Below are 21,356 nucleotides of genomic sequence, written 5' to 3'. Positions count from 1 at the left end.
ATTCGAGAAGGATCGCCGGGTCTGGCATCTGCGCGCGCACCTCTTGGTTTTGTGTGTCCGGGTCAGCTTAGCGGTTGTGGCGGCGCTGTCCATGGGGCTGCGCGTGGCGGGGGATTGTCGGCGCGTCTTTGCAAATGTAGTCTGGTGTATATGCGAAGTTGCAAAGGGTGCGCGCCATGGCGATCCAGAAACTCTATGCCGGGGCCAAGCTGCGCGAAACGCGGCAGAGACTGGGCCTGACGCAAAAGGATTTTGCGGGCAAGTTGGGCGTGTCGCTGCCCTATCTCAACCAGATGGAGAACAACAACCGGCCTGTGAGCACGACGGTGGTTCTGGCGCTGGCGCAGGAATTCGGCTTCGACGTCACGGAATTGAGCACGGGCGATGCCGAGCGGATGGTGAGCGACATGCGCGAGGCGCTGGCCGATCCGGTGTTTGGCGACGACCCGCCGCCCTTGGCCGATCTGCGGCTGACGGCATCGAATGCGCCGGCGCTGGCGCGGGCGTTTCTGGAATTGCACAGCGCCTATCGCCAGACCCACGAGCGGTTGGCGAGCCTCGACGAGGCGTTGGGACGCGAGGATGCGCGCAACCAGACGAGCCCCTGGGACGAGGTGCGCGATTTCTTTCATTATTGCGACAATTACATCGATGCGGTGGACCATGCCGCCGAGCGGTTCGCCGAAGGCGGCGGCGGTGGGCAGGGGATTTCGGATCTGGCCTGCGCGCGTCTGGCGGGGCTGGGGATCACGGTGGTCGAGGCGGATACGGCGCAGTTGCGGCATTACGACCGCGCCGCCGGGGTTTTGACGCTGTCGTCACGCGCGGCCCCCGAGAGCCGACGATTTCAGCTCTTGTTGCAACTGGCGCTGGTGACGCAGGACCAATTGCTAGAGGCGACGCTGGATTTCGCGCGGTTTCAGTCCGAGGCCGCGCGATCCATCGCCAAAATCGGATTGGCCAATTATTTCGCCGGAGCGGCGATGATGCCCTATGGAAGGTTTCTGGCGGCGGCCCAGGAGGTGCGGCACGATCTGGAGATTCTGGCGCATCGGTTTGGGGCGTCGATCGAACAGGTCTGTCACCGCCTCTCGACCTTGCAGCGGCCGGGGGCCAAGGGGATTCCGTTTTTCTTTGTGCGGGTCGATCAGGCCGGCACCATCACCAAGCGGCATTCGGCGACGCGGCTGCAATTTGCGCGGTTCGGGGGGGCGTGCCCGCTCTGGAATGTGCATCGCGCCTTTGAGACGCCGGGGCGGTTTTTGCGGCAACTGGCCGAAACACCGGATGGCGTGCGCTATATCAGCCTTGCGCGCGATGTCTCGAAGCCGGGGGGCAGTTTTGGCGCGCCGGTGCGGCGGTTTGCCATCGCGCTGGGCTGCGAGGTGAAACATGCGGGCGATCTGGTCTATGCCGATGATCTGGATGTGAGCCATGCGCGGGCGTTCGAGCCGATTGGCATTTCGTGTCGCATTTGCGAGCGGGCGGAGTGTCATCAACGCGCGGTGCCGCCGCTGGAGCGGCGGTTGCAGGTCACACCGGACGAGCGCGGCGTGCTGCCCTATCGGGTGGGGTAGCGCGGGATCTCTTGCGCGGTTCAGAGACTGTCGATGAAGCGTTCGGCCACGCGCGCCTTGATCTCGTTGCGCGCGACGAGAAGTTCGAGGCAGCGCAGGGTGATGTCGGAGAAGCCGTAGCAGGTATCGCAGAGGAGTGCGATTTTGCGCAGGGCGTCGCTGTCGAGCGTATCGGGGCGGGAGAGGTCGCGCAGATAGAGGATATCGCCGTCGAGCATCTGTTGCGGCGTGGCACCGTCGATCCGGCCGAGCCAGCGGGAGCGCAGGAGGCGCTTTTCGATGTGCAGGAAGGAATGCGGCACCAGCCCGTGCGCCTGCAAATGGCGGTCGATGTCGCCGAAGGAGGGCTGGTTTTCGTAGAGGGGGAAGAAATTCACCTCGGTCTGCACCGCGAGCGTTTGCGAGAGCGCGGTTTGGGCGTGGGTGAAGATCATCGCCTCGGCACCCTGCACGTCGATCTTGAGGAAATCGACCCGGCCGATGCCCTCAATCTCGTCGAGTTTGCGGCTGGGGAGGTCGACATGGCCGGTGGGACGCGCGGCGCGGCGCAGGCCGAGCAGGTGCTCAAGCGTCGGCTGGCGGATTTCGAGGAGCGAGGCCAGACCAGAGCCGCGGTAGAGGTTGAGGCGGTGGGTCTCGCCATCGCCCACGACATCGGGGAAATAGGTCTCGTGCGGGGATTTGCGGGTGTTGAGGGCGGCCAGAGCCTCGGGCTGGGGTTCAAACCCGGTGACATGGGCGTGGCCAGCGGCCAGAAGCTCTTTGTAGGGGGCGTCGTGGTTCATCGGGTTGGCGCCGATGTCGAGGATGCGCAGGGGATCGGTGAGACCCAGAGTGCGCACCAGATCACTGAGGCGTTGACGCGCGCGCGCCTCGGGCGAGGGGGCAGCGCGGGGCGGTGCGACGGGCGTGGGTTGCACCGCGCCGAGGCTTGCCGCGGTGCCGTCGCGCAGGTCTGCGAGCACCTGCATCACCTGTGCTGCGATGCGTGCGGGCGTGCGGTCCTGAGCCAGAGCCATGGCCGCCGCGCGGCGGGTGCGCAATTCGTCATCGGGCATGTCGATCAGCCGCGTCATCATCCGCAAGAGGCCGCGCGGCGCGCTGGGATCATAGAGCAGGTCGTGGTTCTCGGGGGCCACATGGGCGCGCAGCGCCTCGGTATCGGGGCCAATCACCGGCAGGCCAAAGCCCTGCGCCAGCATCACCGAGCCGGAGGTGAAGAGATTGCCGAAAGGGGCCACGAAGACCTGCGCGCGGGCAAAGATGCCGGCCACGTCCTCGTCCGGCACGGCCTCGTCGGTGATGTCGATCGAGGGGGCATCGGTGAGGCCGCGAAAGAGCTTTTGATGGCTGCGCGACGCGCGTCCGCAAAGGTGCAGGTGAAAGGGCAGTTCGCGCCGAATGAGCGTGCGGGCGGTATCGACCAGCGTATCCAGCCCCTTGTTGGCACGAAAGGCCCCGAAGAAGAGAAAGCTGCGCGCGGCACAGTCTGGCAGGGCGCGGGCAAGGCTGGTCTCGGCGGGCTCGTAATGGCCAAGATAGCTTGGGTGCGGGATGATGCGCAGGCGTGCGGGGTCAACCCCCCAGTCGCGTTGCATATGCAGGGCGGCATCGGGGGTGTGGACATGCACGAGATCGGCGAGGTCCACGACGCGGGCGCGCGCGGCGCGAAAGGTCTCGGGGTCCATGTCGCGATGCGGGCTGCGGTTGTGGACCGTCCAGAGGATACGCCCGCCACCGGCCTTGAAGGTCGCAAGGGCGGTCAGATCACGCTCGGCCTCGCTGGCGTTGGCGGCGCTGTCGCGGGAGCGGCCAAAGATGAGGTCATCCCAGTGCAGGTGCAGGAGGCGATGCCCCTCGGCCAGAAGGCGGGGCAGATCGGTGATCTCGGTCTTGGCCAGAGGTTCGGGGCGGAACCCGGCCTCGTCTGCGGCGTAGAGCAGATGTTGGTAGGGATTGCCGCGCGACATCGGCAGATTGAGGACCGGAACCGGCTCTGCCGCGACCGGCGCGGGGGCGGTCTTGATCGTTGCGCTTTTTGCCATGCTCTGCCTCTTGCCCAAGACGTACCAATTACGACGGCGGCGGCGGGATCAGCAGGGTTTGGCGGATCATTAGACATGGCGTTTTGCGCCGCGCTGCCCGCTTTGGTCCCTGCTTTGGCCCCGTCGTCCGGCCTTGATGCCATGATGACTGCAAGTCGCGTGCTAGTCCAGTTCGAACACCGGGATAAAGCTGGCGGGGGCCAGGGTTTCGGCGAGGTCGGTGTTGTCCACCATATCGGGGGTCACAAGCTGAATCCGGGGGCCGGCGTGGCGTGTTTCAAGCGTCCCCTCGATGGCGCGCACGGCCATTTCGATGGCGAGTTTGCCCTGCATGATCGGGAAATCGGTGGGGGCGGCGAGGATGCGGCCCCGGCGGATGCCGCGAAAGACCGCGTGGCTCATGTAATCCGAGACGATGTTGATCCGGCCTTCGAGCCCGCGCGCGCGCAGGATCGACACGGCGACCTCGGCGGTGGGGGCGCTCCCGACGATATAGTCGATCTCGACCCCGCTATCGAGCGTTTCCTCGACCAGCGTGACCTGAATTTCGCGGCCCGTGTCGCCGTATTTGGTGAGCACGATCTGCGCCGCGCTATTGGCGATGGCGTCGCGAAAGCCTGCTTCGACAAAGCCGACCCAACCCGCCCCCTGAGGGCCGGGAAACCACGCGAGCCGCACCGGGGCGCTGCCCTGTGGGTGGCGGTCGGCGATGAAGCGGCCGGTGATGGCCCCCATGTCATACCACGAGACCGCCGCCTTGGCCGCGATGCCGGGGTCGGCGATGTCATTGACGGCGGCGATCACCGGCACCTTTTGCGAGAGTGCCTGAACCGTGGGGGTCAGCCCGTCGAAGGACACCGTGCCAACCACGAGGGCGTCGGCCCCTTGGGCCACGCAATCGCTGATCTGTTCGATCTGGCGGTCGAGATTGGGATAGCCGCCTGCCTCGACCAGACGAAAGCCCACGCCAAGGCGCTGGGCCTCTTCGACCATGCCGTAATTGACCGAGAGCCAATAGGCGTCCTTGAGATGGGGATAGGAGACGCAGATTGTCCAAGGCGACGCGGCGCGCTCAAGCGGTTGATAGGCGAGCGGGCGGGCTGGGCTGGTGTAATCGAAAGGCACGGCGTGGGTTTGCAGCGCCCATGGGTCTGCGGCGAGGGGCAGGGGGGTGAGGAGGGCAAGCACACAGGCGATTATTCTTTGCATGAAACGCTCACTCCTCTGCGGAAATTACTATAGAGTGTCGCGACAGGACTGCAACACGGGCAGAGCGGGAAGGGCCGGATGAAGAGCAGAACCGGATTGGGCGCGCGCCTACTGGCGGCCTTTCTTGTGATCGCCGGGCTGCCTGCGCTTGCGGGATTTTTCGGCTGGTTCGAGCTGCGCGATGTGACGCGGGCGCAGCAGCAGCTCTATGATCGGTCGATCCCGGTTTTGTCGGACATGCGGCGGTTTACCGAGGAAAGTTCGGCGATCATCACGGTCGCACCGGAATTGGCAGCGGTGGATGATGAGGCGGCGCGGCGCGACCGGGCCGCGTATTTGGGCGCGCGGGTGGCGGCGCTCTCGGATCATCTGAGCCGGTTTCAGTCGGAGCACGGCGGCGGCAGCGGTGGCGAGTTGACGCGCGCCGTGGCGGCGATGGAGGCGGGGATTGCCGAGCTTGACCGGTTGGTCAAGCAACGCCTGTCGCTGGTGCAGGCGCGGCGCGAGGGGCTGGACCGCGCGCTTGGGGCGACGCAGGCGCTGCTCAACATGGCCGATACGCTGGTGGCCAATGCGGAGATGGGCACGGCGGCGGTGATTTCGAACCTCTATGACGATGACACCGGCAGCGCGCAGCATCTGGCGACGCTGGACAAGTTGATCGAAGTCGATCTCTTCGAGTTGGGGTTGATGTTCGAATTGCGCTCGCGCACGGCGGAAATCGGGCTGCTCTTCAACCGGATTGCCGGGCTGAGCGATGCGGCGGATCTGAACCCGATCCGTGCCACGTTGGGCGAGCGGACCGAGATTGTCGCGCGGCGGGTGGCGGCGATCCGCGATCCGGGGCGGGCGGCGCAGGCGCAGACGCTGCTGGCCACGATCCTCACGCTCAGTGATCCGGCGGGGCCGGGGGGCCTCTTGGGGTTGACCGAGGGTATTCTGGGGCTGGATGGCCGGATCGAGAGTGCGCAGGCGGCGCTGCGGGTGTCGGCGGACCGGCTGCATGGGGCGGTGACGGATCTGGCGAGCCGGGTGCAGGCGGATGCGCTGCGGGCGGGCACGGCCTCGCTCGAGGTGATCCGGGCGACGCGGCTGCGGAGTGCGGGGGCAGCGGGCGTGGCGCTCTTGCTGTCGCTGGCGGTGCTGTGGTTCTACGTGCGCGGCAATATCTCGCGGCGGTTGGACAACCTGTCGGACATGATGACGCGGCTGGCGGCGGGGCAGCTCGATATGCGCGTGGCGCCGCGTGGCCGCGACGAGATTGCGGGCATGGAGCGCGCGGTCGAGGTGTTTCGCCAGCAGGCCATTGCCAACCGCAGTCTGGAGGAGGCGCGGCGGCGCAACGAGGAGGAATTGGCGCGGCATCGCAATGCCTTGCAGGAGTTGGTGGCGGAAAAGACCGAAGCCCTGCGCGGTGAGGTCGAGGCGCATGCGGTTGCACGGCAAAAGGCAGAGGCGGCGGATCGGGCGAAATCGGAATTCCTGGCCATGATGAGCCACGAGATCCGCACGCCGATGAACGGGGTTCTGGGGATGTTGCGCAACCTGTCGGCCGAGGGGTTGGCCGAGGCGCAGTTGGAGCAATTGCGCGCGGCACGCGCCTCGGGCGAGAGCCTGTTGACGATCCTCAATGACATTCTGAGCTATTCCAAGACCGAGTTGAGCGGTGCGCATCTGGAGCGGGTGGTGTTTTCGGTGGCGGAGGTGATGCAGGTGATTGTGACCCTGCTGGAGCCGGGCGCGCGGGAGAAGGGGATCGTGCTGTGCCTTGATCTGCCCGAGGATGCGCCTGCGGCGGTGATGGGCGATATGGCCAAGCTGCGGCAGATCCTGTTCAACCTTGTCTCGAACGCGGTCAAGTTCACCGAAGAGGGCGAGGTGGTTTTGCGGCTGCGGGTGCGGACTGCGGGGGCGGGGCGGGTCACGCTGATCCTTGAGGTGAGCGATACCGGCAAGGGGATTTCGGCGCAGGCAAGGCAGCGCATTTTCGAGGCCTTCGAGCAGGAGGACGGGCTGACGGCGCGGCGCTATGGCGGCACCGGGCTTGGCCTTGCGATCTGTCGCAAGTTCGCGGAGGTGATGGGGGGCGCGCTGAGTGTCGAGAGCACGCCGCATGTGGGGTCGGTCTTTACCTTCATGGCGGATTTCGATCTGGCCGATCCGGCGCTCTTGGCCGAGAGCGTGCCCGAGTGGGTGCCAGAGCGGGCGGGGCGCAGTCTGCACGCGCTCATTGTCGAGGATCACAGCGTCAACCAGATGGTCGCGCGCAGTTATCTGGAACGGATGGGGCATACCGCGGTCTGTGTGGGCAGCGCCGAGGAGGCGCTGGACCTGCTGACGCGGGAGCGGTTCGATCTAGTGCTGATGGATGTGAACCTGCCGGGCCTGTCGGGCACCGAGGCCACGCGGCGTTTGCGCGGCCTGCCCGAGGGGCGGGATCTGCCGGTGATCGGTATTTCCGCCCATGTGCAAGACGAAGAGGTGGCAGAGCAACTGGATGCGGGCATGGATTGTTTCGTGGCTAAGCCGGTATCGCCCGAGCGCCTTGCGGCGGCGATTGCGCAGGTGACGGGGGGGCAGCGGCGGGGCGTGTTCCTGTCGCCACGCTCGGCCTTGCGGGGCACGGGGCGCGCGCGTGATGTGCTGGGCGGGATGCTGGCTGATCTGGGGCCGGAGCAGACGATTGCGGCGATCCGGCTCTATCTTGACGGGGTGGCGGAGGAGGCGCGCGTTCTGGCGGCGGCGGTGGACGCAGAGGATGTGGCGCGCGCGGCCAAGGTGGCGCACCGGATGAAAGGCGCGGCGGGGAATTTCAGCCTGCCGGGCCTGAGTGCCGCCCTGCGCGCGGTGGAGGAGGCCGCGCGCGCGGGTGATGCGGCGGGGATGCGGGCGGGCATGGCCGACCTGCCGGGGGAAATGACGCTGGCGCGTGCCACGCTTTTGCGGGCGGTCGAGGGGCTGATGCCTCAGTCCAAGGTGGCGGTGAACACGTAGCCTTCGCCATGGGCGGTGGTGATGAGGCGGGGCGCGCCGGGGTCTTCTTCGAGCTTGGTGCGCAGGCGGCGGATGATCACATCGACGGTGCGGGTATCGGGATGCTCTTGGCGATGGGTGATCACGGTCATCAGCCGCTCGCGGCTGAGCACGGCGCCGGGGTGGCGCAAGAGTTCGGCCAACACCTCGTATTCGGCGCGGGTGAGGCGGATGGGCTGGCCATCCGGGCCAGTCAACTGGCGCGTGGCAAAGGCAAAGGTGAAGCCGTGAAAGCGCAGGGTCTGGCGCGAGAGGCGGCGCTGGGCCTCGGTCCGGCGCAGGAGGTTCTTGATCCGCGCCAGCAATTCGCGGCGATTGAACGGCTTGCACACATAGTCATCCGCCCCCAGTTCCAGCCCGACGATGCGGTCCACGTCATCGCTGAGGCTGGTGGTGAGGATGATGCCGATGTCCGAGCGCGCGCGCTGTTCGCGGGTGATCTGGAGCCCGTCCTTGCCCTCGAGCGTGATGTCCACAAGCAAGAGATCGGCGCGGTCGCTGTCGAGCATCGCTTCGGCGCGTTCGGCGCTGTCAAAGGCGGTCACGGTATAGCCATGCGAGGCGAGATAGTCCGCCAGCGTGGTGCGGGTGACAGGCTCATCCTCGATGATGACGATATGGGCGGCTCTTGGCACTTGGGAGCCCTCTGCAAGGTTTCCTCCTGTTAATATTTTTTCACAACTAAGTCCAGTTCGTTCATGCCGCCCCTCTGACGTGTTCATATCCGATCCCTAGACTTGCCCTCACCAAAGCCCGGGAAACGGGCAGGACACAGCAACACAGGGAGTTTTGAGTATGACACGACATTTGCGACTGATTGGCGGGGCAGCCGTGCTCGCCATGGCGGCGACCGGGGCCTTGGCGGATTCCGAAGATCCGATCGTGATTCCCATTCACAACTGGTCGAGCCAGATCGTGATGAGCCATGTGGTGGGCCAGATTTTCGAATCCATGGGCAACAGCGTCGAATATGTCTCGACCGACAGCCAGTCGGTTTATGAATCGGTGCGTTTGGGCGATGTGGCGCTGGAGCTTGAGGTCTGGGAAGGCGCGTTTGGCGCGTCGTTCCGCGCCGCGCTGGAAAAGGGTGGCTTGCATGATGCGGGCGATCACAATGCGGTCACGCGCGAGGATTGGTGGTATCCGATGTGGACCAAGGAGGCCTGCCCCGGTCTGCCCGACTGGCAGGCGCTGAATGCCTGCGCGGCGGTCTTTGCCACGCCTGAGACCGGCGATGCGGGGCGGTTCCTCGGGGGGCCGGTGGACTGGCTCAAGCATGATCAAGAGCGGGTTGACGGCCTGGGCATGAATTTCAAGGTGGTCAACGCCGGCTCTGCCGCAGCCCTCTGGGCGGAAATCGGGGCGGCTGAAAAGACCAAGACGCCCATCGTTCTGTTCAACTGGACGCCCAATTTCGCCGAAGCCGTCTGGCCGGGCGAATTCGTCGAGTTCCCGGAATGGGTGGAGGGGTGCGACAAGGACCCGGCTGTGGGGCCGAACCCGGACAAGACCTATGATTGCGGCAATCCCGCCAATGGCTATCTGAAAAAGGCCGCTTGGGACGGGATGAAGGACAAATGGCCGGACGCCTATGAGATGCTGACCAAGATCAGCTTTACCAACCCGCAGATCGCGGAAATGGCCAAGCTGGTGGACATCGACGAGATGGAGCCGGAAGAGGCCGCCGCACTTTGGCTGGAAGAGAACGGCGACGTCTGGAAGGTCTGGATCAACTGATCGAGGCTTGAAATCCGCCCCGCCCGTGGTCTGCCATGGGTGGGGTTTTACCATTCATAACAAGGGGGTGTCGCGTGCCGGTGTCTGAACCCGTGATCTCATGTCGCAATGTCTGGAAACTGTTTGGGCCGTCGCCTGAGGCGTATCTGAGGGGTCTCAAGGGCGATCCGGGGTTCGAGGTGATCCGGCAGGCGGGCTATATCTCGGCGGTGCGCGATGTGTCGCTTGATATTTCGCGCGGCGAGATGCTGGTGATCATGGGCCTGTCCGGGTCGGGCAAATCCACGCTGGTGCGGTGTCTGTCGCGGTTGATCGAGATTACCGGCGGCACGGTGTCGGTCGAGGGGCAGGATATTGGCGCGTTGAGCGAGAAGCAGTTGATCGAGCTGCGGCGCAACAAGATGGGCATGGTTTTTCAGAGCTTTGGCCTGTTGCCGCATCGCACGGTGTTGGAGAATGTGGCCTTTCCGCTGGAAATGCGCGGGCAGGACCGGGCCACGCGGCGCAAGCGGGCGTTGGAGGTGATCGACCTCGTTGGCCTAGGCGGGCGTGAGGATTATTTCCCGCGCGAATTGTCGGGTGGACAGCAGCAGCGGGTGGGAATTGCCCGAAGCCTCGCCATTGAGCCGGATATCTGGTTTCTGGACGAGCCGTTTTCGGCGCTTGATCCGCTCATCCGGCGCGAGATGCAGGATGAATTCCTGCGTTTGCAGGGGATGTTGGGCAAGACGATTGTGTTTATCACCCATGATTTCGACGAGGCGCTGCGGCTGGCGGACCGGATTGCGATCATGAAGGATGGCGCGGTCGAGCAATGCGATACGCCCGATCAGATCGTGTTGAACCCGGCCACGGATTACGTGCGCAAGTTCACGGAAGAGATCGAGAAGGCGCGGGTGGTGCATGCGTCTGGGTTGGCGCGGCCTGTCAATGGCGTGATGCCCGAGGGGCTGCCGGTGGCGGGCAAGAGCACGATTCGCGCGCTGGCGCGGCAGTTGATCGACGATCCGCGCGAGATGCTGCCGGTGGCGGATGAGGCGGGCCGGATTACCGGCGTGCTGAGCCGCAAGGAGGCGCTGGATGTGCTGCTGGGAGGGCACGCATGAGCGAGAGTGCGATTGCCCTGACAGAGACCAAGAAGCCACGTCTCAACCCGGCGTGGGTGGTTCTGGGCCTCGCGCTCTGCCTCATCCTTGCGCGGCCCTATTTGCCTGAGGGGTTGATGCGCCCTGCTGAATTTCTGATTCTGCCCTTGGCGGATTGGATCAATGCGCTCTTCACGTGGCTGCGCGATGATCTGGGGCTGATCCATGTGACCCGCGCCTTTGCCGCTGGCATCGAATGGCTACTCGATGTGACGGCCAATATTCTCTACGGCAAGAACCGCTGGCCGCGGATCGGCCCGCTGCCATGGATCGTGGTGGCGCTGAGTGCGGGGTGTCTGGGCTATTGGCTGGGCGGGCTGCGATTGGCGCTGTTGGCTGGGGGCACGTTTGTCTGGATCGCGTTGATGGGGCAATGGACATGGGCGATGGAGACCCTGTCGGTGATCGTGGTGGCGGCACCTTTTTCGGTGCTGCTGGGGCTGGTGATGGGCGTGGCGACGTGGCGCTGGCGCTGGGTGGATGCGGTAATGAAACCGCTGCTCAACATCGCGCAATCGCTGCCGCATTTCGCCTATATGATTCCGGTGGTGGTGTTCATTGGCGTGGGCCCCAAGGCGGGGGCGATTGTCACGATCATCTTCTCGGTGCCGCCGATGATCCGCATGACGCTACTCGGGCTGCGCAAGGTGCCGCCCGAGGTGATCGAGAGCGGCAAGATGTGCGGCAGCACCGGTTGGCAGTTGATGACGCGGGTGCGTATCCCCACGGCGCGGACCGAGATTCTGGTGGGGGTCAATCAGGTCATCATGCAATGTCTGGCGATGGTGGTGCTGGCCAGCTTCATCGGCATGCCGGGGTTGGGGCAGAAGCTGTTGCAGCTTTTGCAGGCGCTCAAGATCGGGCGGTCGATCGAGATTGGCATCACGATCGTTCTGTTGGCGGTGGCGCTGGATCGCTGTTCCAAGGCCTGGGTCGCGTTGCAACCGGTGCATCACGAACCGGGGCTGGGATGGGTCGCGCGGCACCGGGTGCTGAGCATTTGGGCCGCGTTGATGATCGCGGGCTTTGCCCTGTCGGCGGTGGTGCCGTTCTTTGCCGAAGTGGCGCGGGGGCAATCGCTGTCGGTGGCGGACCCGCTCGATGCGATGATGTCTTGGGTGATCGTGACACTTGATCCGGTCACGCAATGGCTGCGGTGGTTTTTGATCACTTGGGTTCTCATTCCGGTGCGCGATGCGCTCTTGTGGTTGCCCTATACGGCGGTGCTGGCCTTGGTTGTGGCGGCGGGGCTGGCGGTGGGCGGTTGGCGGTCGGCGCTGATCTGTCTGGGCTTTATCGGCTATATCGCGATCACCGGCTGGTGGGATCGGGCGATGATCACGGTTTACACCGTTCTGGTGGCGGTGACGGTGGCGACGAGTTTCGGCTTTCCTCTGGGGATTTGGGCCGCGCGGCACGAGGCGCGGGCCAAGCGGGTGCTGTTGCTCTGTGACACGCTCCAGACCTTTCCCAGCTTCATCTACCTTATTCCGGTGATCATGCTCTTTGGCGTCAATGACGTGGCGGTGGTGGGGGCGGTGGTGCTCTTTGCCGCCGTGCCACTGATCCGCTACACCATCGAGGGGCTGCGTGGCGTGCCCGAGGCGGTGATCGAGGCGGCGGATATGTCGGGGGCGACCCGAGGTCAGAGCCTGTGGCATGTGCGCCTGCCCTTGGCCCTGCCCACAATCATGGTGGGGATCAATCAATCGCTGATGTTCTCGCTCTTCATGGTGATCATCGCGGCCTTTATCGGCACGCAGGATCTGGGGCAGGAAATGCAGCGCGCGCTGAGTTCCACCGATGTGGGCAAGGGCCTTGTGCTGGGGTTTGCCGTGGCCTTTATCGGGCTGGCGGCGGATCATCTGATCAACAAGATGGCTGAGGGGCGACGCCGCGCGCTGGGTCTCTGACCAGGCAGGCGGCGCGACCTCGCGCATAGTGCCGATGGGGCGCGCGGCGGGGCTTGACCTTGGGGCGCGCAGCGGAAACAAGCTGCGCAGAGTCGGATTCCCCGGGCCTTTGGGGGGTCCTGTCGCTATGCTTGGCGTGACCGCCCCTCTGCTGGTCTCCTGAAAGGAGAAGTCCATGAAGTTCCACTTTCCCATTGTCATCATCGACGAAGATTTCCGGTCCGAGAATTCTTCGGGGCTTGGCATCCGTGCCATGGCCAAGGCTATGGAGGATGAGGGATTCGAGGTTCTGGGCGTCACGAGCTATGGGGATTTGTCGCAATTCGCGCAGCAGCAATCGCGCGCCAGTGCCTTTGTTCTGTCGATTGATGACGAAGAGTTCAGCCCCGGTCCCGATATTGATCCGGTGATCACCAACCTGCGCAATTTCGTGCAGGAGGTGCGGCGCAAGAATGCCGATGTGCCGATCTATGTTTACGGCGAGACCAAGACCAGCCGCCATCTGCCCAATGATATCCTGCGGGAATTGCACGGCTTTATCCACATGTTCGAGGATACGCCCGAATTCGTCGCGCGCCATATCATCCGCGAGGCCAAGATCTATCTTGAAGGGATTCAGCCGCCCTTTTTCAAGGCGCTGCTGGATTATGCCGAGGACGGGTCATACTCTTGGCATTGTCCGGGACATTCGGGGGGCGTGGCCTTTCTCAAAAGTCCGATTGGCCAGATGTATCACCAGTTTTACGGCGAGAACATGCTGCGCGCCGATGTGTGCAATTCGGTCGAGGAGCTGGGGCAGCTTTTGGACCACGATGGCGCGATTGGCGCATCCGAGCGCAATGCGGCGCGGATTTTCAACGCCGATCACTGTTTTTTCGTGACCAACGGCACCAGCACCAGCAACAAGATGGTCTGGCATTACACGGTCGCCCCCGGCGATGTGGTGGTGGTGGACCGCAATTGTCATAAGTCGATCCTGCACAGCATCATCATGACCGGGGCAATCCCGGTGTTCCTGCGGCCTACGCGCAACAATTTCGGCATCATCGGGCCGATTCCGCGCGGCGAGTTCGAGATTGATGCGATCAAGGCCAAGATCCGCGCCAATCCGCTGTTGGCGGGGGTCGATCCCGATACGGTCAAGCCGCGTATCCTGACGCTGACGCAATCGACCTATGACGGGGTGCTCTACAATACCGAGGTGATCAAGGACCTGCTCGACGGGTATGTCGAAAATCTGCATTTTGACGAGGCTTGGCTTCCGCATGCCAGTTTCCACCCGTTTTACAGCAGTTTTCACGCGATGGGCCGGTCGCGGGAACGGCCGCTGCATTCCGTGACTTATGTCACCCAGTCGATTCACAAGTTGCTCGCGGGGATCAGTCAGGCCAGTCATGTGCTGGTGCAGGACAGCCAGACGACCAAGCTCGACCGGCACCTCTTTAACGAGGCATATCTCATGCACACCAGCACCAGCCCGCAATACAGCATCATCGCGAGTTGCGATGTGGCTGCCGCGATGATGGAGCCGCCTGCGGGCACGGCATTGGTCGAGGAGAGCATCGCCGAAGCGCTGGATTTCCGGCGGGCGATGCAAAAGGTCGATGCCGAGTTTGGCGATGACGATTGGTGGTTCCAGGTCTGGGGGCCGGATGTTCTGGACGAGGAAGGGATCGGCGAGGCCAAGGACTGGGTGCTCAAGCGCACCGATGCGCATGGCGTGCAGGCATCGGATGGTGAGGAATCCTGGCATGATTTCGGCGAGATGGCGCCGGGGTTCAACATGCTCGATCCGATCAAGGCGACGATCATCACGCCCGGTCTCAATCTGGATGGGCGGTTCGAGCAGTCGGGGATTCCCGCCTCGATCGTCACGAAATATCTGGCCGAGCATGGGGTCGTGGTCGAGAAAACCGGGCTCTACAGTTTCTTCATCATGTTCACCATTGGCATCACCAAGGGCCGGTGGAACACGCTCTTGACCGCGCTGCAGCAGTTCAAGGACGATTACGACAAGAACCAGCCGATGTGGCGGGCGATGCCGGAGTTTTGTGCCAAGCAGCCGCGCTATGAGGGGATGGGGCTTCGGGATCTGTGCCAGCATGTGCATACGCTCTATGCGAAATACGATGTGGCGATCCTGTCGACGGAAATGTATCTGAGCGATCTCACCCCGGCGATGACACCGAGCGAGGCCTTTTCCCATATCGCGCGGCGCACCACCGAACGGGTCGCCATCGACGATCTGGAAGGCCGCGTGACGACCAGCCTTGTGACGCCCTATCCGCCGGGTATTCCGCTCTTGATCCCCGGTGAGGTGTTCAACAAGACCATCGTGCAATATCTGCGTTTCAACCGTGAATTCGCCCGCGAATGCCCCGGTTTCGAGACGGACATTCACGGGCTGGTGCACGAGTTGGGCGAGGATGGCGTGATGCGCTATTTCGCGGATTGTGTGGCCGCCTGAGGTGCGGCGTCACACGCTCTCGAGATAGGCGTCATACTCAAAATCGGTCACGTAGCGCGTGAAGCGTTTGAGTTCCTGCATCTTGCATTCCACCAGCATGGTTTGCAGGCGTCTGGAAAAGATGTCCTGCACATGCCGGCCCCTGCGAAAGGCCTGAATGGCGGTTGCCCAGTCGAGCGGCAGGTGGTCGAGTTTCTGGCTATAGGCGTCGCCGTCGATGGGCGCGCAAGGCTCCATCCCTTGTTCGATGCCGATGAGCGCGCCGCCCAGAATGCTGCCCAGCACGAGATACGGGTTGGCATCGGCGCCCGCGACGCGGTGCTCGATCCGCCGTGCCTTGTGGCTGCCGCCGGGGATGCGGATTGCGGCGGTGCGGTTTTCATAGCCCCAAGAGATGCCAGTGGGCGCGTGCGTGCCGGGCAGAAGGCGGCGATAGGAATTCTGGTGGGGCGCGAAGGTGAGGGTGTTTTCGTGCATGGTTTCCAGCAGGCCGCCTACGGCGTTGAGGAGGAGCGGCGTGCCCTTGTCGCCGCCATCGTCAAAGAGGTTGACGCCGTTTTCGTCCACAAGGCTGAAATGCACGTGAAAGCCGCTGCCCGAGCGGTCGCCGTAGGGTTTGGCCATGAAGGTGGCGGCCATGCCGTGTTTGCGCGCGATGCCGCGCACGAGGCGTTTGAAGAGGACGGCATCATCGGCGGCCTGCAGCGGATCGGCGACATGGACCATGTTGATCTCGAACTGGCCTGCGCCGTTTTCGGAAATGGCGGCATCGGCGGGGATGCCCTGTTCGTGGCAGGCGTCGTAGACGTCGTTGAGGAATTCGTCGAAATGTTCCAGCTCATCCAGTGAGAGCGCGCCGTCAGAGTCGAGCCGCTTGCCGGTGACAGGCGAGCAGGGCGGGCGTGGTTGCGCCTCGCGCGGGTCGCAGAGGTAGAATTCGAGTTCGGTGGCCACCACGGGGGTGAGGCCGCGCGCCTTGTAGCGCTGCACGATATTGGAGAGCGCATGGCGCGGATCGCCGGGAAAGGGCGTGCCATCCTCGGTGTGCATCCAGAACATCACCAGCGCCGAGGGACGGCTGGTCCAGTTCACCATGACGATGGGGCGCCCGGTATGTTCGCAGATGCCATCCGAGTCGCCGGTTTCGAACACCAGTTCGTTGTTCTCGATATCCTCGCCCCAGATATCCACGCTGAGCACCGAGAGCGGTAGGCGCAGGCCGTCGTCCATGATCGACTTGGCCTTTTCAATCGGCAGGCGTTTGCCGCGCATCGCGCCGTTGAGATCGCAGACACAGGCAAAGACGGATTCGATCTCGGGCCGGTCCTGAAGCCATTGGCGGATATTGGTCGTGGTCATTTTCGGTCTCTTTCTGGCGTCCTGGACGGGGCCGGGCCGCCGTCCTCTGGCCTTACCTTGTCGCTTCGTCGCGGGGCTGGGTAGCGAAATATGCGTGTGCACGCGAAAATGGTGGCGGTTTGCGCCGTTTACGTCCTCTTTTCCCCGGCGGGCGGATGGTCTACTCCTCGGTCCTGATCTCGGCGAAGGGCCAAGCATGAAACCTGTCCGCCTGCTTACTGGTATTCTCACGGTTGGCGGCTGGACCTTGATCAGCCGCATCTTGGGGTTTGTGCGCGATGTGCTGATCGCGAGCTATATCGGTCCCGGTGCTGTGATGGATGCCTTCGTCGCGGCGTTTCGTCTGCCCGACATGTTCCGCCGTTTCTTTGCCGAAGGGGCGTTGAACGCGGCCTTTGTGCCGATGTTTTCCAAGCGGCGGGAGGCGGGGGATAACCCGCTCGGGTTTGCCGCGCAGGCCTGTTCCGGCCTTGGTTTCTTGCTGTTGGGGCTGACAGGGCTGGGCATGGTGGCGATGCCCGCGCTGGTCTGGGTGACGGCGGGGGGGTTTGCCGGCGATGTGCGCTTTGATCTGACGGTTGAATTCGGGCGGATCGTGTTCCCTTATATCTTGTTCATCTCGTTGGCGGGGCTGTTTTCCGGGATGCTCAATGCGGTGGACCGTTTTGCCGCCGCCGCCGCCGCGCCGGTGCTGTTGAACCTCTTGCTGATTGGGGCGATGAGCTATGCGGCCCGGAGCGGCGGAATGGTGGTGCAGGCGCTGGTCTGGACCATTCCGGTGGCCGGGGGCGCGCAACTGGCGCTGGTTTGGTATGCGGCGCGGCGGGCGGGGTTGCATCTGCCGCTGGTGCGGCCACGCTGGACGCCTGAGATGGCGCAACTCGTGCGCATCGCAGTTCCGGCGGCATTGGCGGGCGGGGTGGTGCAGATCAACCTTGTGGTCGGGCAGTTGGTGGCCTCGAACACGGAAAAGGCAGTGAGTTGGCTCTATGCTGCGGACCGGCTCTATCAACTGCCCTTGGGGGTTGTGGGGATTGCGGTGGGCATCGTGCTTCTCCCTGATCTGTCGCGGCGGCTGAAGGCGCAGGATGATGCGGGCGCGCGCATGGCCCTGTCGCGGGCGGGCGAGATTGCGCTGGCGCTGACCATTCCCTGTGCCGTGGCGTTGGTCGTGATCCCCATTCAGCTTGTGTCGGTGCTGTTCGAGCGTGGGGCGTTCGGCGTGGATGACAGTGCGGCGACCGCGCTTGCGGTGGCGATTTATGGGTTGGGCCTGCCGGCGTTCGTGTTGCAAAAGATCCTGCAACCGGTGTTTTTCGCGCGGGAGGATACGCGCAGCCCGTTCCGCTATGCGGTCTGGGCGATGGTTGTGAATGCGGTTCTGGCGGTGGGGTTGGCGATGCTGATCGGCTGGATCGCGGCGGCGATTGCCACGACGGTGGCGGCGTGGATCATGGTGGTGCAACTTGCGCGCGGGGCGCGGCAGTTTGGGGATGTGGCGCGGTTTGACGCACAGTTCCAGCGGCGGTTGTGGCGGATCTGTGTGGCGTCAATGTTGATGGGGGCCGTGCTCTGGGGTGTGGGGGCGGTGATGGGGCCGCTCTTTGGCATGGGCGGCGTGCGTTGGCTGGCGCTGTTGCTGCTCATCGCGGTGGGCACGCTGGCCTATGCGCTTTTTGGGCAGGTGCTGGGGGCGTTTCGGATGCAGGAAATCCGGGGGAGGTTGAGGCGGTAGAGGGTCGTCTTTTTTCGCGGAATCAAGGTGCCGTAGGCACCGCCGCGCGGCGCCCGACCGCCCCCCGGGCGGGCGCCATTGCAACGTAGCAACCTATTGAGAGCGCGGAATATTTTGCAGATATAAATTGCCCATCATTTCTGTTGGAGCGCCCTCCCGCGGTCGGGCCCCGCGCGGCTCAGCGCTAGAGGCCGAACGCACCTTACCTGAGCGCCACCACCGCAATCACCGAGAGCGTGATGAGCGCGATGCCCCAGCCTTCGCGCCGGGTAATCCGCTCGCCAAAGAAGAGCACCGAGGCGAAGAGCGAAAAGATCACCTCGACCTGTCCCACCGCAAAGACCATCGCCGCGTTTTGCAGGGTGAAGGCGGTGAACCAGCACAGACTGCCCGCCATGCCGGTCAAGCCCATCCAGACCGCCGTGCGCCGGGCTGCGATGACGCGCCCGACCTGTCCGGGTTCGCGCCAGATAAGCCAGAGCGTGAGGGCCACGGCCTGCATCACCGTCACCATCATCAGCGAGAGACCGGCGCGCAGGAGTGGGTCCGCACTGGCAATCTCCAGCGTGGCACCGCGATAGCCCACGGCCGAGACCGCAAAGAACGCCCCCGAGGCGAGCCCAAGTGCTGCCGCGCGATTGCCAAAGCGCCGCCACCAGCGGCCTTCAAATCCCGGTGTCTCGGACAGGATCAGCACGCCGATCAGCCCCAAGAGGATCGCGCCAAGGCCCAGCCACGTGATGCGGTCGCCAAGGATGATGAGGCCGACGAGGGCGGTTTGCACCACTTCGGTTTTCTTGAAGGTGATGCCCACCGCGAAATTACGCTCGGCGAAAAGGGCCACCACGCACCATGTCGCGAGTATTTGCGCGAGGCCACCCGCCACGGCATAGGCCCAGAAGAGCGGCGGGTAGCCCGGCCAAGCGGCACCCGTCACGGCCAGATAGGCCAGGGACAGTGCCACCACGAAAGGGGCGGAGTAAAAGAACCGCGCCAGCGTCGCGCCGCCTGCACTGAGCGCGCCCATGCTCAGATGCTTTTGCAGCATGAAGCGCAGCGTTTGAAACGCTGCCGCTGCAATCGAGAGAAAGATCCAAGGCTCCATGCCTGTCACGCGCCGCGCGTGGGCGCGGGCACGTCAGCCGCCAAACTGGCCCTCATAGACCGGTTCCAGCGTCGGCGTGTCAAAGAGCGACGACACGCTGGTGCCGTTCCAGATGTTGAGGATGGCTTGGGCAAAGACCGGGGCTGTCGGGATGATGCGGATATTGGGCGTTGCGCGCACCGCCTCGGTGGGCAGGATCGTGTCGGTGATGACCATGGATTTGAGCACCGATTTTGTGATCCGCTCGACCGCCGGGCCGGACATGACACCGTGGGTGGTATAGGCATGCACCTCGCGCGCGCCATTTTCCAAGAGCACCTCGGCGGCCTTGCACATGGTGCCGGCGGTGTCGCACATGTCATCGACGATGATGCAGATCTTGTCGGTCACATCGCCGATCACGGTCATTTCCGCCACTTCGCCCGCCTTTTCGCGGCGTTTGTCCACGATCGACAGCGGCGCGGTGATGCGCTTGGCCAATTCACGCGCCCGCGCCACGCCGCCGACATCGGGCGAGACCACCATCACATCCTGCATCCGGCCCTTGAACTGGGTCATGATGTCGAGGGCAAAGATCGGAGAGGCGTAGAGGTTATCGACCGGAATGTCGAAAAAGCCCTGAATCTGCGCGGCATGCAGGTCCATGGTCAGCACCCGCTCAACCCCCGCCTCGACGATCATGTTGGCGACGAGTTTCGCGGAAATCGGCGTGCGCGCCTTGGAGCGGCGATCCTGACGGGCATAGCCGAAATAGGGGATCACGGCGGTGATGCGCGCCGCAGACGACCGGCGCAGCGCGTCGGCCATGATCAGAAGTTCCATGAGATTGTCATTGGCCGGGTTCGAGGTGGGCTGGATGATGAACATATCCTCGCCGCGCACATTCTCGTAGACCTCGACAAAGATTTCCTGATCGTTGAAGCGTTCGACCCGTGCGTCGACCAGCCCCACGTTGACGCCGCGATGCATCGACATGCGCCGGGCAATCGCCGTGGCAAGCGGCATGTTGGCATTGCCCGAAATGAGCTTGGGTTGCGATGTGGCTGGCATGATGGGGTCCCCGGCTGTGCTATATGACAGATTCGTGATGTTGACACCGCTTAGCATGTGGTCATGCTCAGGCAAAGCGATGCAACAAGGGAACGCGCCGAAATGGCTCATATCGACTATTATTTCTCGACCCTCTCGCCTTACGCCTATCTCGCGGGGGCGGGGCTCGAGGAGAGTGCGGCACGTCATGGTGCCAGCATCACCTACAAACCGCTCGATATCATGGCGCTGTTTGCGCGCACGGGGGGCACGGCCCCTGCGGACCGGCATCCCGCCCGCACCGCCTATCGCAATCAGGAATTGCCGCGTCAGGCCAAGCGGCGCGGCATGGCGCTGACGCTCAAGCCTGCGTTCTGGCCCACCAATCCTGCGCCCTCGTCCTACGCCATCATCGCCGCGCAGGCGGCGGGGGGTGGTGATCTGGGGGGGCTTGTGCAATCCATCCTGCGCGCCTGCTGGGCCGAAGAGCGCAATATCGCCGAGGATGAGGTGATCCGCGATTGTCTGAGCCGCGCCGGATTTGATCCGGCCTTGGCCGACAAGGGGCTCTTGAGCGGGGCGGAAACCTATGCCGCCAATCTCGAAGAGGCGGTGGCGGCGGGCGTCTTCGGCGCGCCCTTCTATGTGGTGGACAGCGGCCAGAGCTTCTGGGGTCAGGATCGGCTCGAGGATCTCGACCTGCATCTGGCGGGCAAGCTCTGATCCCATGCCAGCGGGGCTGAGGGGCGGATTTCCGACCCATTGGACAGAGCTGGGCGCTGGCCCGCGCCGCGCTTTGGCGATCCATTGCTCTCTGTCGCATAGCGGCAGTTGGGGGCCCTTGGCGCGCGAGGTGAGTGGCGCGCTGCGGCTGACGGCGTTTGATTTGCCGGGGCATGGGCAGAGCGGGGCTTGGTCCGGCGCGGGCGATATTCAGGCGGTCAGCACTGCGATGGCCGCCGATTTTCTCAACGCGCCCACCGATATCATCGGCCATTCCTT

The 21,356-nt window shown here is 64.1% G+C and carries 15 protein-coding genes; 9 read left to right on the top strand and 6 right to left on the bottom strand.

The genetic code is table 11. The features are described from left to right. Positions 1–176 precede the first annotated feature (176 nt). Positions 177–1,577: a helix-turn-helix transcriptional regulator gene (locus KBT70_RS08365; protein ID WP_296631182.1), complete on the top strand. Its 1,401-nt coding sequence runs from the start codon at positions 177–179 to the stop codon at positions 1,575–1,577. Positions 1,578–1,597: 20 nt separating this feature from the next. Here KBT70_RS08365 and KBT70_RS08360 read toward each other — a convergent pair whose 3' ends face one another. Both KBT70_RS08360 and torT read right to left on the bottom strand, forming a co-directional pair. After that, positions 1,598–3,622 carry an FkbM family methyltransferase gene (locus KBT70_RS08360; protein ID WP_296631180.1) on the bottom strand — a complete coding sequence of 675 codons (2,025 nt, stop codon included), beginning with the start codon at positions 3,620–3,622 and terminating at the stop codon, positions 1,598–1,600. Between the two features lie 162 nt (positions 3,623–3,784). Beyond that, positions 3,785–4,831, bottom strand: a complete 1,047-nt coding sequence (gene torT / locus KBT70_RS08355; RefSeq protein ID WP_296631177.1) for a TMAO reductase system periplasmic protein TorT — start codon at positions 4,829–4,831, stop codon at positions 3,785–3,787. 78 nt (positions 4,832–4,909) lie between these two features. Here torT and KBT70_RS08350 point away from each other — a divergent pair, with 78 nt between their 5' ends. Beyond that, positions 4,910–7,825: an ATP-binding protein gene (locus tag KBT70_RS08350; protein WP_296631175.1), complete on the top strand. Its 2,916-nt coding sequence runs from the start codon at positions 4,910–4,912 to the stop codon at positions 7,823–7,825. Here the strand turns inward: KBT70_RS08350 and KBT70_RS08345 are convergent. Next, positions 7,798–8,499, bottom strand: a complete 702-nt coding sequence (locus KBT70_RS08345; RefSeq protein ID WP_296631173.1) for a winged helix-turn-helix domain-containing protein — start codon at positions 8,497–8,499, stop codon at positions 7,798–7,800. The two genes, KBT70_RS08350 and KBT70_RS08345, sit on opposite strands and share 28 nt — an antisense overlap. 160 nt (positions 8,500–8,659) lie before the next feature. On the opposite strand from KBT70_RS08345, the gene KBT70_RS08340 reads away from it, so the two are divergent. From KBT70_RS08340 to KBT70_RS08325, 4 genes are all read left to right on the top strand, one after another. Then, complete coding sequence (locus KBT70_RS08340) at positions 8,660–9,601, top strand: ABC transporter substrate-binding protein (protein ID WP_296631170.1); 942 nt, start codon at positions 8,660–8,662, stop codon at positions 9,599–9,601. A 74-nt stretch (positions 9,602–9,675) separates the two neighbouring features. Beyond that, positions 9,676–10,707, top strand: coding sequence for a glycine betaine/L-proline ABC transporter ATP-binding protein (locus tag KBT70_RS08335; protein ID WP_296631168.1), 1,032 nt, complete (start codon positions 9,676–9,678; stop codon positions 10,705–10,707). Further along, on the top strand, positions 10,704–12,659 hold the full coding sequence (locus KBT70_RS08330; RefSeq protein ID WP_296631166.1) for an ABC transporter permease subunit: 1,956 nt from the start codon (positions 10,704–10,706) through the stop codon (positions 12,657–12,659). Before KBT70_RS08335 ends, KBT70_RS08330 begins: the two co-directional genes overlap by 4 nt. A gap of 175 nt (positions 12,660–12,834) precedes the next feature. Then, entirely contained in the window at positions 12,835–15,126 is a 2,292-nt protein-coding gene (locus tag KBT70_RS08325) for an arginine/lysine/ornithine decarboxylase (RefSeq protein ID WP_296631164.1), read from the top strand. A 9-nt stretch (positions 15,127–15,135) separates the two neighbouring features. On the opposite strand, the gene KBT70_RS08320 is transcribed toward KBT70_RS08325, so the two are convergent. Next, positions 15,136–16,485, bottom strand: a complete 1,350-nt coding sequence (locus KBT70_RS08320; RefSeq protein WP_296631159.1) for a glutamine synthetase family protein — start codon at positions 16,483–16,485, stop codon at positions 15,136–15,138. Between the two features lie 196 nt (positions 16,486–16,681). Here KBT70_RS08320 and murJ point away from each other — a divergent pair, with 196 nt between their 5' ends. Continuing rightward, entirely contained in the window at positions 16,682–18,220 is a 1,539-nt protein-coding gene (gene murJ, locus KBT70_RS08315; protein WP_296631157.1) for a murein biosynthesis integral membrane protein MurJ, read from the top strand. Between the two features lie 202 nt (positions 18,221–18,422). On the opposite strand, the gene KBT70_RS08310 is transcribed toward murJ, so the two are convergent. Both KBT70_RS08310 and KBT70_RS08305 read right to left on the bottom strand, forming a co-directional pair. Beyond that, positions 18,423–19,325, bottom strand: a complete 903-nt coding sequence (locus tag KBT70_RS08310; protein WP_296631154.1) for an EamA family transporter — start codon at positions 19,323–19,325, stop codon at positions 18,423–18,425. 33 nt (positions 19,326–19,358) lie between these two features. After that, complete coding sequence (locus KBT70_RS08305; protein ID WP_296631150.1) at positions 19,359–20,375, bottom strand: ribose-phosphate pyrophosphokinase; 1,017 nt, start codon at positions 20,373–20,375, stop codon at positions 19,359–19,361. Between the two features lie 102 nt (positions 20,376–20,477). Here KBT70_RS08305 and KBT70_RS08300 point away from each other — a divergent pair, with 102 nt between their 5' ends. Both KBT70_RS08300 and KBT70_RS08295 read left to right on the top strand, forming a co-directional pair. Beyond that, positions 20,478–21,077, top strand: a complete 600-nt coding sequence (locus tag KBT70_RS08300) for a 2-hydroxychromene-2-carboxylate isomerase (RefSeq protein WP_296631147.1) — start codon at positions 20,478–20,480, stop codon at positions 21,075–21,077. 4 nt (positions 21,078–21,081) lie between these two features. Continuing rightward, a partial coding sequence (locus KBT70_RS08295; RefSeq protein WP_363270309.1) for an alpha/beta fold hydrolase occupies positions 21,082–21,356 on the top strand: 275 nt, incomplete at its 3' end.

This window comes from Roseovarius sp. (genome assembly GCF_018066915.1).
Lineage (GTDB): Bacteria > Pseudomonadota > Alphaproteobacteria > Rhodobacterales > Rhodobacteraceae > Roseovarius.
This window is presented reverse-complemented; position numbering and strand designations above follow the sequence as displayed.